13 protein-coding genes and 1 pseudogene are annotated in these 10,998 nt (G+C 67.1%); 7 read left to right on the plus strand and 7 right to left on the minus strand.

Features of this window, described 5'->3' with window-relative positions; genetic code table 11:
• From QOI01_RS17930 to zwf, 3 genes are all read right to left on the minus strand, one after another.
• The coding region (locus QOI01_RS17930; RefSeq protein WP_526383251.1) for a cation diffusion facilitator family transporter at positions 1-331 on the minus strand (331 nt) is incomplete at its 3' end.
• A gap of 6 nt (positions 332-337) precedes the next feature.
• Positions 338-691, minus strand: a complete 354-nt coding sequence (locus tag QOI01_RS17935; protein ID WP_526383253.1) for a UBP-type zinc finger domain-containing protein — start codon at positions 689-691, stop codon at positions 338-340.
• Between the two features lie 11 nt (positions 692-702).
• Positions 703-2,199 (minus strand): glucose-6-phosphate dehydrogenase, encoded by a 1,497-nt coding sequence (gene zwf, locus QOI01_RS17940; RefSeq protein ID WP_526383255.1) that lies wholly within the window; start codon positions 2,197-2,199, stop codon positions 703-705.
• 89 nt (positions 2,200-2,288) lie between these two features.
• On the opposite strand from zwf, the gene QOI01_RS17945 reads away from it, so the two are divergent.
• The 5 genes and pseudogenes from QOI01_RS17945 to QOI01_RS17965 all read left to right on the plus strand — a co-directional run.
• Positions 2,289-2,729: an SRPBCC family protein gene (locus QOI01_RS17945; RefSeq protein WP_526383257.1), complete on the plus strand. Its 441-nt coding sequence runs from the start codon at positions 2,289-2,291 to the stop codon at positions 2,727-2,729.
• Positions 2,726-3,832 (plus strand): CaiB/BaiF CoA transferase family protein, encoded by a 1,107-nt coding sequence (locus tag QOI01_RS17950; RefSeq protein ID WP_526383259.1) that lies wholly within the window; start codon positions 2,726-2,728, stop codon positions 3,830-3,832. Before QOI01_RS17945 ends, QOI01_RS17950 begins: the two co-directional genes overlap by 4 nt.
• Positions 3,833-3,889: 57 nt before the next feature.
• Positions 3,890-4,327 (plus strand): SRPBCC family protein, encoded by a 438-nt coding sequence (locus QOI01_RS17955; RefSeq protein ID WP_526383261.1) that lies wholly within the window; start codon positions 3,890-3,892, stop codon positions 4,325-4,327.
• Between the two features lie 61 nt (positions 4,328-4,388).
• A complete protein-coding gene (locus QOI01_RS17960; protein ID WP_526383275.1) occupies positions 4,389-5,303 on the plus strand; it encodes an LLM class F420-dependent oxidoreductase in 915 nt (304 codons plus the stop codon).
• Between the two features lie 26 nt (positions 5,304-5,329).
• Positions 5,330-5,561 (plus strand): annotated as a pseudogene (locus tag QOI01_RS17965) (hypothetical protein); the annotation flags it as partial.
• Here QOI01_RS17965 and QOI01_RS17970 read toward each other — a convergent pair.
• On the minus strand, positions 5,562-6,761 hold the full coding sequence (locus tag QOI01_RS17970) for a pyridoxal phosphate-dependent aminotransferase (RefSeq protein ID WP_526383263.1): 1,200 nt from the start codon (positions 6,759-6,761) through the stop codon (positions 5,562-5,564).
• A gap of 60 nt (positions 6,762-6,821) precedes the next feature.
• Between QOI01_RS17970 and QOI01_RS17975 the strand changes: the two genes are divergently transcribed.
• Entirely contained in the window at positions 6,822-7,928 is a 1,107-nt protein-coding gene (locus QOI01_RS17975) for an alkene reductase (RefSeq protein WP_526383265.1), read from the plus strand.
• Positions 7,929-7,969: 41 nt separating this feature from the next.
• On the opposite strand, the gene QOI01_RS17980 is transcribed toward QOI01_RS17975, so the two are convergent.
• Genes QOI01_RS17980 through QOI01_RS17990 form a run of 3 tightly spaced genes read right to left on the minus strand, consistent with a single transcriptional unit; the run spans position 7,970 to position 9,707 of the window.
• Positions 7,970-8,272 carry a DUF202 domain-containing protein gene (locus tag QOI01_RS17980; protein WP_526383267.1) on the minus strand — a complete coding sequence of 101 codons (303 nt, stop codon included), beginning with the start codon at positions 8,270-8,272 and terminating at the stop codon, positions 7,970-7,972.
• Positions 8,269-8,625 carry a DUF202 domain-containing protein gene (locus QOI01_RS17985; RefSeq protein WP_526383269.1) on the minus strand — a complete coding sequence of 119 codons (357 nt, stop codon included), beginning with the start codon at positions 8,623-8,625 and terminating at the stop codon, positions 8,269-8,271. The genes QOI01_RS17980 and QOI01_RS17985 overlap by 4 nt, the downstream gene beginning before the upstream one ends.
• A 2-nt stretch (positions 8,626-8,627) precedes the next feature.
• Complete coding sequence (locus QOI01_RS17990; protein ID WP_526383271.1) at positions 8,628-9,707, minus strand: sulfite oxidase; 1,080 nt, start codon at positions 9,705-9,707, stop codon at positions 8,628-8,630.
• Positions 9,708-9,866: 159 nt separating this feature from the next.
• Between QOI01_RS17990 and QOI01_RS17995 the strand changes: the two genes are divergently transcribed.
• The coding region (locus QOI01_RS17995; RefSeq protein WP_526383273.1) for an acetyl-CoA C-acetyltransferase at positions 9,867-10,998 on the plus strand (1,132 nt) is incomplete at its 3' end.

Below are 10,998 nucleotides of genomic sequence, written 5' to 3' on the forward strand. Positions count from 1 at the left end.
CCTCGGCGCCTTGCAGCAGCTCGGTGACGCCCCGCCAGATCGAGACCGCGGCACCGATGACGAACAGACCCACCGCGGCGAGCAGCGACCAGACGTAGGCCTCCCGCCCGTACCCGAGCGGTCTGCGCTCGTCCGCGTCGCGGCTGCTGCGCCGATTGGCGACGAGGAGGAACACCTCGTTGCCGGTGTCCGCCCACGAGTGCGCGGCTTCCGCGCTCATCGACGCCGAACCGGACAATACGGCGGCGAAGGTCTTCGCCAGTGCCACTGTGAGGTTCGCGACGAACGCGACGACGACGGTGAGGGCGCTGTCGCCTCCCGCCTTCACCACCGCGGGTCAGTCGCCACGACGCTGGAGCTGGGCCATCCAGTCGCCCGGCAAGCGTTCCGCGGGCCCGGGGACCGTCTGGTCGACCGGATGGCACTCCGGCGGAGCGAGTTCCGGGCCGTCGTAGTACTGGCTTGAGTCGTAGTTCCAGAACCAGTCCTCGCCCGGCTCGAACGAGCGGATGATCGGATGGCCCGTTTCGCGCCAGTGCGCCGCGGCGTGGCGCGCCAGTGAGTCGTCGCAGCAGCCGATGTGCCCGCACGCCGTGCAGCGGCGCAGATGAAACCACCACCCGCCTGCCGCGTCGCATTCGACGCAACCTGCCCCGCTGGGAGGGATGGTGGGGTTCACCGCATCGCTCATGGTGATGGAGCCTACTTCTTTTCGCGCCAAGCCCTTTCGAAGGGCAGTCGCCAGGCGTTCGGCGCGACGAGTTGATGGATGGCGTTGGGGCCCCAGGTGCCCGGCTGGTAGGACTTCACCGGCGGCGGGTCCTCCAACAGTTGTGCCGAACGCTCCCACAGCGATTCGATGCCCTCCGCGGTGGTGAACAGTGTGTGGTCACCACGCATCGCGTCGAGGATCAGACGCTCGTACGCCTCGAGCACGTCGCCGAGCTGCTCGGTCTCCTGGGTGGAGAACTGCATGGACATCTTGTCGAGCTTCATGCCGGGGCCGGGTCGTTTGCCGTAGAACGACAGCGACACCTTGGACGCGTCGGCAAGGTCGAACGTGAGGTGATCCGGACCTTGGGAGCCGACGCCCGAGCCGGCCGGGAACATGGTGCGCGGCGCCTCCCTGAAGGCGATCGAGATGATGCGCATGCCATCGGCCATCTTCTTGCCGGTGCGGAGGTAGATGGGCACGCCCGCCCACCGCCAGTTGTCGATGCCGACCTTCAGCGCGATGAAGGTCTCGGTGTCGGAGTCGCGTGCGACGCCCACCTCGGTGCGGTATCCGGCGTACTGGCCGCGGACCACCTCGTTGCAGTGAATCGGGAGCATCGAACGGAAGACCTTGTTCTTCTCTTCGCTGATGGCGCGGGGTTCCAGCGCAGTGGGCGGTTCCATCACCACGAAGGCCATCACTTGCAGGAGGTGGGTGACCACCATGTCCTTGTACGCGCCGGTGCTCTCGTAGAAGTTCGCCCGCTGGTCCAGGCCGAGTGTCTCCGGAATGTCGATCTGGATGTGGTCGATGAAGTTGCGGTTCCAGATCGGCTCGAACAGACCGTTGGCGAACCGGAACGCCAGGATGTTCTGTGCGGCCTCCTTGCCGAGGAAGTGGTCGATCCGGAAGATCTGCCGTTCGCGGAACGTCTCGTGCACGAAGTCGTTGAGTTCGACGGCGCTGGCCAGGTCGGTGCCGAACGGCTTCTCCATCACCACCCGTGAGCGGTCGACCAGGTGCGCGTCCTTCAACATCGTGATGACGGCCCGCGCGGCCTTCGGCGGAACCGAAAGGTAGTGCAGCCGACGGGTTTCCGGCCCCATCTCGCTCTCAGCGGCCGCCACGGCCGCGGCCAGCGCCTCGGGGCCCGCGCCCTGCGGTACGTAGGAGATTCGGCTCGCGAAGTGGTCCCACTGCTCCTTGGTGGGCTTGTGCGTGCCGAACGCGTCGACGGACTCCTTCGTCAGCTTCCGGAACTCGTCGTCGGTGAGCTGTTCCAGCGACGTCCCGACCACCCGGATCTTGGGTGCCAGGGAGGACTGGATGAGGTAGGCCATGCCCGGCAGTAGCTTGCGCTTGGCCAGGTCGCCGGTCGCGCCGAACAGGACGATGACGTGGGGCGCGAGCGCAGCCTCATCGCGTCGGTTCGGGCGGGCACCCGCTGCCGGATGGGCGATGGTCTGCGCTATCTCGGTGGTCACGCAAGCGATGTTTCCACCCCGAGGTCAACGGCGCAGGTTTCGGCACGGAAAGCGCTCGACGCGCGCCGCCCGCTGGTTACTGTCGCGGGATGGCGGTCAAGGATTCACGGGAAGTGGTCATCGAAGCGACGCCCGAGGAGATCATCGACGTCATCGCGGACGTCGAGGCGACGCCCTCGTGGTCTCCCCAGTATCAGCGCGCCGAGATCCTCGACACCTTCCCCGACGGAAGGCCGAAGCAGGTCAAGATGACGGTCAAGGCTGCGGGCCTGACCGATGAACAGGTCATCGAATACACGTGGACGGACTCGAAGGTGAGTTGGACGCTGGTGTCGGCGGGTCAGCTCAAGGCGCAGGACGCGAGCTACACCTTCACACCTGACGGTGACAACACCAAGGTCACGTTCGACATGGCCATCGACCTCTCGGTTCCGCTACCCGGATTCCTGCTCAAGCGCACCATGAAGGGCGGGATGGAGACGGCCACGGACGGCTTGCGCCACCAGGTTCTCAAGGTCAAGAAGGGTTGACGGCGGGACCCCTGGCCGGGGTGAGAGTGATCGAACTGGGTGGTATCGGACCCGGACCGCACGCGGCGATGATGCTCGCCGATCTGGGTGCCGACGTGGTGCGGGTGCGCAGGCCGGATCCGGGCGAGCGAAGCGACGGGGTAAAGAGACCGCTGACCATGCCTGCCGAGGACGTCGACCTGCTGCACCGCGGCAAGAGAATCGTCGACCTCGACGTCAAGAACGAGCCCAGGCTGCTCCTGGACTTGGCGGCCAAGGCCGACGTGTTGTTGGACTGCTTCCGTCCCGGCACCTGTGAGCGCCTCGGCATCGGGCCCGAGGACTGCGCAGCCGTCAACCCGAGGCTGATCTTCGCGCGCATCACCGGGTGGGGCCAGGACGGCCCGTCGGCGAAGACCGCGGGCCACGACATCAACTACCTCTCGCAGACCGGCGCTCTCAGCGCCATCGGCTACCGCGACCGGCCGCCGGTGGCGCCACTGAACCTGGTTGCCGACTTCGGCGGCGGATCCATGTTCGTACTGGTCGGCATCGTCGCCGCGCTCTACGAGCGGGAGCGGTCCGGCCAAGGGCAGGTGATCGACGCGGCGATGGTCGACGGCGTCAGTGTCCTGGCGCAGATGATGTGGACCATGAAGGCGACGGGTTCGCTGAAGGATCAGCGGGAATCGTTCCTGCTAGACGGCGGGGCACCGTTCTACCGCACCTACGAGTGCTCCGACGGCAAGCACATGGCGGTCGGATCGATCGAGCCTCAGTTCTTCGCGGAACTGCTCGCCGGCCTCGGCCTGACACCGGACGAGGTACCCAACCAGTTCGACCTCGGTCGCTACGACGAGATGAGGGCGATCTTCAGCGAGCGCTTCGCGAGCCGGACCCGCGACGAGTGGTCCGCGGTGTTCGCGGGCACCGACGCGTGCGTGACACCCGTGCTGACCTGGACCGAAGCCTCCACCAATGACCATCTCGCGGCGCGGTCGACGATCGTGACGAGGGACGGCGTCGATCAGGCCGCGCCCGCTCCGCGGTTCTCGCGTACCCCGGCGGGACCGGTCGGCGCTCCACCCGCCGGCACCACGCCACTGGGTGACGTCGGCTGGTAGAAAGAGTTAGCTGACCAAAGTGTTGCGCCAGCAGGCGGTCTTAATTACATTTGCTCCATGGCTATGAGAGCGTCGCGGGAGATGATGTTCGACGCCTCGCCCGAGGCGATCCTCGACGCTCTCGCCGACATGGAGGAAGTGCCGTCGTGGTCGACGGTGCATCAGCGCGTCGAGGTGCTCGACCGGTACCCGGACGGCCGCCCGCACCACGTCAAGGCGACCCTGAAGCTGATGGGTGCCACCGACAGGGAGGTCCTCGAGTACCACTGGGGCCCGGACTGGGTGGTGTGGGACGCCGAGGACACGTTCCAGCAGCGTGGTCAGCACGGTGAGTTCATCCTCACCAGGTTGGGCGACCAGACGAGGGTCAGATTCGATCTCTGCATCGACGTCGCCGCGCCGATCCCGGAGTTCCTGGCCAGGCGGGCCAAGAGGATCGTGCTCGACGCGGCGATGGAGCGGTTGCGGTGCGTGGTGACGCGCAATCACGGTTGACGGTTCTGCGCACGGCGATTCGAACGGAATGCGCTCGTCGCGACGGTCGGTTGTGATGAAGATGCCCACCGGAGTAGTGCTCAATCCCAGTCCGACTGCCACCAACCTCGTCGACGACGTCGTCGAACAGGCCCGCCGTGCCTTCGACGTCGGCGTCCGTCAGATCTGGCTGGCGCAGCGGTTCGACTACGACGCGATCTCGCTCGCCGGTCTCGTCGGCGCCGCCGTGCCCGGACTCGGCGTCGGCACGTTCGTGGTGCCCATCAACCCGCGCCACCCGCTGATCGTGGCCGGCCTCGCGCAGACCGCGCAGGCGGCGGCGCACGGGAACTTCAGCCTCGGCCTTGGCCTCGGCGCGCACGCGCCCGAACAGCAGGCGTTCGGGACGGCGTGGCCGAATCCGGTGGGTCGGCTGAGGGAGCACCTCGAGATCCTGCGCACGATCTTCGACACCGGCGCGGTCGACTACCACGGGACCGAGTTCACCGCGGCCCCCGAATGGCCGGTCTCGCTGCCGGGCGGCACCCCGATACCGACGTACGTCGCGGCCATGGGGCCCAAGGCATTACGGGTGACCGGGGCGCTGGCCGATGGCACGCTGCCCTACCTCGCCGGTCCACGCACCATCGAGGACTTCATCGTGCCCACCATCGCGGAGGCCGCGACCGCGGCGGGGCGGCCCGCGCCGAAGATCATCGCCGCGGTTCCGGTGGTGGTGTCCGGCGACCTCGACGCCGCCAGGAACCTTGCGGTGGATGAACTGAAGTTCTACGAGACCATCCCGTCGTACGCGAAGGTGATCGCGCGCGAAGGCGCCGACCGGGCCGCCGACATCGCGGCGGTCGGTCCGGCCGAGGCCGTGCGCAAGCAGTTGCAGCGTTACCGCGACGCGGGCGCCACCGACCTGGTCCTCAGTCAACTGCGATCGGACCCCGCTGACCCGGAACGTCTTTGGGAGGTGGCGGCCTCGATCTGACGTCGGACGGCCCACGTCGGTTCGGCGGGGGCATCTATCCGGTGGAGACCACCGCGAAACCGTTCCAGATCATCCATCCGTTCGACCCGATGACCTACGCCGTCAACGGTTTACGCGAGCTGACGGTCGGCGGCATCGAATCGAGGCTGTGGGTGGCGATAGCCGTCCTGTGCGGCGTCGCTGGCAGTGAGCTCGTGGGCCGCCAGACGCAATCGGCAATACACCATGGAACGGCTGCACCCGCCGATCGAAGTGTGACTATTCCTTGAGCACCTGAAGCCGTTTGATGGCTTCTTCCATGGTGTCATCACGCTTGCAGAATGCGAAGCGCACCAAGTGATTCCAGTCGCCGATGTGCGCGGAATCGGGATCGCAGAACGCTGACATCGGAATCGCCGCGACGCCTGCCCGCTCGGGCAGATCGGCACAGAACGTCGTGCTGTCGGCGTAACCCAGTGGGCGAGGGTCGGCGCACAGGAAGTAGGTGCCGAAGCTGTCCAGAACGTCGAAGCCGATGTCGGTTAGTGCGCCCGACAGACGATTCCGCTTGGCCTGGAACGACTCCCGCAATGCGGTCGTCCAGGCGTCCTCGTTGTCGAGTGCTTCGGCGACGGCGGGCTGGAACGGCGCGCCACCCACGTAGGTCAGAAACTGCTTCGCCGCGCGAACTCCGGCGATGAGATCAGCAGGACCGCAGGCCCAGCCGATCTTCCACCCCGTGACGTTGAACATCTTGGCCGCACTGGAGATGGTGATGGTCCGCTCGGCCATGCCCGGATAGCCGGCCAGCGGGAGATGCTCGTGCCCATCGAAGACGAGCTGTTCGTACACTTCGTCGGTGATCACCAGCAGGTCGTGCTCCACGGCGAGTCGGGCGATCGCCGAGAGCTCCGCGTCCGTGGCGACCATGCCCGTCGGATTGTGGGGCGAGTTCACGATCAGCGCGCGGGTGCGGGGCGTGACGGCGGCGCGGAGCGCGTCGACGTCGATGGCGAAGCCGCGTCCGTCGGGGACGAGCGGTACCGCCACGCGGTGGCAGCCCGCCATCGCGATGACGGGGGAGTAGGAGTCGTAGAACGGCTCGATCAGCAGGATCTCGGACCCCGGCTCCACCAGGCCGATGACCGATGCCGCGATGGCCTCCGTGGCGCCAACGGTGACCAATACCTCGGTGTCGGGGTTGTAGTCGACGCCGTAGTGGCGCTTGCGTTGAGCCGCGATGGCCTGACGCAGCGGAGCGATACCGGGACCGGGTGGGTACTGATTGACGCCGTCCGCGATGGCGTTCTCCGCCGTCTTGAGCATCGCCGGTGGGCCGTCCTCGTCGGGAAAGCCCTGCCCGAGGTTCACCGCGCCGACGCGGGCCGCCAGCGCCGACATCTCGGCGAACACCGTGATGGCATACGGCTTGAGCCGGGCGACCGGAGCCGGTCGGCCGGCGACATCGGAGTCCGTCATGGCAGTCGAGCCTAATGACCCGGTGGGAATGAACCTCGGACCGTAGGCGCTGACTGCGGCGTGACCTTCAAATTGGACGACGACGCGGCCCTGTTGAAGCCGGTTCAGATCGGTGACACGCTGGCGAGGAACCGGATGTTCATGGCGCCGCTGACCAGGTCGCGGGCCCATGCCGACGGCACGCCGTCCGACCTCGCGGCGCAGTACTACGCGCAGCGCGCCGCCGCGGGCATCATCATCACCGAGGCGACCGCGGTGTCGCACGCGGCCAACGGCGCGTATGTGAACACACCGGGTGTCTATACCGATCGCCACCAGGACAGGTGGGCCGAGATCGCCGCCGCGGTGCACGACGCCGGTGGTGCGATGTTCATGCAGCTGTGGCATGTGGGCCGGATGGCACACCCGGATATCAGCGGAGCTGAATCGGTCGCCCCGTCCGCGGTAGCTGCCGAGATGCTCGCGCACACGCCGTCGGGCAAGAAGCCGTTGCCGGTGCCGCGGGCGCTGGAAGCCGACGAGCTGCCGGGGATCGTCGAACAGTTTCGGATCGCCGCCAGGCGCGCGGTGGACGCCGGAATGGACGGGGTCGAGATCCACGCCGCCAACGGATACCTGCTGCATCAGTTCCAGTCCGACGTGGTCAACCAGCGCTCGGACGGCTACGGCGGTTCGCCCGTCAACCGCGCCAGGCTCACCGCCGAGATCGTGGAGGCGGTCGTCGCCGAGATCGGCGCGGGCCGCGTGGCACTGCGCGTCTCCCCGGGGAACACCGCGGGGGACATGCGCGAGGTGGACACCGTCGGCGTCTACGAGGCGCTTCTCGACCGGATCGCCCCGCTGGGGATCGCCTATCTCCACGTCCTGATCGACCCGACCGTGGCGGCGTTCGGCGCCATCAGAGCAATCTGGTCGGGCACCTTCGTGCTCAACACCGGTCGCGAATTGGAGAACGACTTCTGCCAGTTGGAGAGCTTCGCCGACTGGGGTGCGATCAGCGCGGCCGCCGTAGGCCGTGCCTTCCTCGCCAATCCCGATTTGATCGATCGGTTGATTCTCGGAGCCGAACTCAACGAGCCGGACGTCGCGACGTTCTATGCGCCGGGCTCGGTCGGCTACGTGGACTACCCGACGCTGATGGCGATGGACGAGTCGCGCTCGGCCTGAGCCACGTGCACCGGGTGTTGTCTCCCGCCGTCCATCCGTGATCAATCGTACGACAGCAGCATCACCACCAGGATGATCGCCAGGCAGATCGTGGCCGCACCGATCAGTCGAATCGCCGTCTGCGGGCTGTCGCCCATGTGGCGGGCACGCGTGCGTCCGACCCCGAACACCGCCAGCGCGATCAGCAGCGACGCGAGCACGATGACAGTCCGGCCCTCGGCCAGTGGCCCCTCGTGACGCAAGAGCGCGACCGCTCCGACGGCAAGGAAGCCGACAGCCGTTCTTTCCCAAGCTAATTGGGTGCGTTCAGCGTGCAGTCCTGGCTTGTCGGTCGGCGGTGTCACTGGCCGACGGGTGGGGCGACGAAGAGCAGAATCAGCAAGGCGATCGTCATGGCCACCAGGGCGGCGCCGAAGAACACCGGCAACCTGCTGGACGGGAGGGCGGCGTCGCGTCGCATCGCGGTCTGGACCTGTTGCCAGCGTCGAACCGCCAGCGCGGCGAGCAGACCGCCTGAGATGACGAGAAACACGCTGAGTGCGTGCCGCACCCCGGTGATCCCGAACTTCGGCACCAGTTGCACCAGCGCGACACCGCCCGCCATGAGCGCGAGAGCGGTGCGGATCCAGGCAAGGAAGGTGCGTTCGTTGGCGAGGGTGAAGCGGTAGTCGGGTTCGTGTTCGTGTTCGACGGGCACCATCAACACCGTCCGTCTTCTACGTGCACCGGGTGAGCCAGCACCGATTGGTGCATATAGCCCAGTTCATTCCATGGCGTGGAGTCCGGCTGCACGCTTCCCCGATCGTCGATCGCGCGAACCCGCAGCAGGTGGTCGCCTGGTTCGGGGTCCCACTCGAACTGCCAGCGAGCCCAGATACCTGGCGATGACGGGGATGTGATTTCCGCCGTGTGCCACGGTCCGTCGTCGATGCGGTACTGAACCTCCGTGACGCGGTTCTCGCCGGCGAACGCCCTCCCGCGAATCAGCTGTCGATTCGGTTGCAATCGCGCCGGCCACGGCAGTTCGATCAGGCTCGAAAGCGGTAGCGCGGTGATTACCCGATTGTGGGTGGTCCCGTCGGTGGGTTGATCGGGGCCGATGAGCACGTAGTCCTCGGTGGTCCACGGCACGTGAAACGCGTGCTCGGACACCTCGATCCGGCCGAGCCACTTGATGCTCGCCGCACCGAGCCACCCCGAGACCAGCATGCGGGCTGGAAACCCGTGATCGGGCGGCAGCGGTTCGCCGTTCATGGCGAACGCGACGATGGTGTCGTCGGCATTCGCCTTGGACAGCGGCAGCGGCCTGCGCGCACGGATCGCATCGAGGGATTCCGGCATCACTTCGCATGCACCCGAGGTGATTCCGGCCGGTGCGAGTAGGTCACGGAGGCGGACTCCGGTCCACTCCGCGGTGCTGATCGCTCCGCGCCCCCACTGCGTGCCCTCGAATGCCACCCCGAGCTCCGCGCCGAGAAGGACGCGACGGTTCCCGGCGCATTCGACGGTGCGGACCATCGAGACCAACGGAAAACCTGTGCACAGGTCGTCGTAGGTGTAGGTCAGCCGCTGCTCTAGGCCATCGCCGTCGACGTGAAGCTCCCACGTCGCCGCGTCTATCAGCGGCGTGGGAGCGTGGCTGCGAACGAAGAACCGGTCGATGGGCGTGATGTCGCCGATCATTCGATCGGGCCGGGTGCCGTAGTCCAGACCCGAGCAGGTGTCCTCCATGAGATCGGTCGGTGTGGGCTTGACGATTCCCGACTTTGCGCTTTTCACGGTTCCACTCTGGGCCAGTCGTCCGCCCGGCGCCAGTGCGTGTGCGGCAGTCCCTACCAACAGGTTGATTGAGGCCCCTGTTAGTCTGGTCGATCAGAGGAGTGCCGCCATGCCGGGCGGGCCCCCACATCAACCTGACCTGCAATGGAGAGGACGGATATGTCCGAAGAAGCGTTCATATACGAGGCGATCCGCACGCCGCGCGGTAAGCAGCGCAACGGGTCGCTGAACGAGGTAAAGCCCGTCAACCTGGTCGTCGGCCTCATCGACGAGCTGCGTACTCGGCACCCCGACCTCGACGAGAACCTGATCAGCGACCTCATTCTCGGCGTCGTCTCCCCGGTCGGTGACCAGGGCGGCGACATCGCCCGCACCGCAGGGCTGGTGGCCAAGCTGCCGGAGACCACCGGTGGGTTCCAGCTGAACCGCTTCTGCGCCTCCGGCCTGGAGGCCGTCAACGTCGCCGCGCAGAAGGTGCGCTCGGGCTGGGACGACCTGGTGCTGGCCGGCGGCGTCGAGTCGATGAGCCGCGTGCCGATGGGCTCCGACGGCGGAGCCTGGGCGTCCGACCCCGAGACCAACTACCGCATCGGTTTCGTACCGCAGGGCATCGGCGCCGACCTGATCGCCACCATCGAGGGCTTCTCCCGCGAGGCCGTCGACGCGGACGCGGCGCGCTCGCAGGAGAAGGCCGCCGCGGCGTGGTCGGGCGGCTACTTCGCCAAGTCGGTCGTGCCGGTGAAGGATCAGAACGGTCTGGTCATCCTCGACCACGACGAGCACATGCGGCCCGGCTCGACGGTTGAAAGCCTCGGCAAGCTCAAGACCGCGTTCGACGGCGTCGGCGCGATGGGCGGCTTCGACGACGTGGCGCTGCAGAAGTATCACTACGTCGAGAAGATCAACCACGTCCACACCGGCGGCAACAGCTCCGGCATCGTCGACGGTGCCGCACTGGTGCTCGTCGGCAGCGAGGCGGCGGGCAAGTCGCAGGGGCTGACCCCGCGGGCCCGCATCGTGGCGACCGCCACCAGCGGCGCCGATCCCGTCATCATGCTGACCGGCCCGACCCCGGCCACCCGTAAGGTGCTGGACCGTGCCGGCCTGACAGTCGATGACATCGACCTGTTCGAACTGAACGAGGCCTTCGCCTCGGTGGTGCTCAAGTTCCAGAAGGACCTGAACATCCCCGACGAGAAGCTCAACGTCAACGGTGGCGCCATCGCGATGGGCCACCCGCTGGGCGCCACCGGCGCCATGATCACCGGAACCATGGTCGACGAGCTCGAGC

The organism is Mycobacterium sp., from assembly GCF_032162605.1.
In the GTDB taxonomy this organism is placed as follows: Bacteria; Actinomycetota; Actinomycetes; order Mycobacteriales; family Mycobacteriaceae; genus Mycobacterium.

Bases quoted from the DNA above. Each gene is read 5' to 3' on its own strand.
- QOI01_RS17935 (WP_526383253.1), bottom strand. From the start codon at position 691: ATGAGCGATGCGGTGAACCCCACCATCCCTCCCAGCGGGGCAGGTTGC.
- QOI01_RS17945 (WP_526383257.1), top strand. From the start codon at position 2,289: ATGGCGGTCAAGGATTCACGGGAAGTGGTCATCGAAGCGACGCCCGAG.
- QOI01_RS17955 (WP_526383261.1), top strand. From the start codon at position 3,890: ATGGCTATGAGAGCGTCGCGGGAGATGATGTTCGACGCCTCGCCCGAG.
- QOI01_RS17960 (WP_526383275.1), top strand. From the start codon at position 4,389: ATGCCCACCGGAGTAGTGCTCAATCCCAGTCCGACTGCCACCAACCTC.
- QOI01_RS17970 (WP_526383263.1), bottom strand. From the start codon at position 6,761: ATGACGGACTCCGATGTCGCCGGCCGACCGGCTCCGGTCGCCCGGCTC.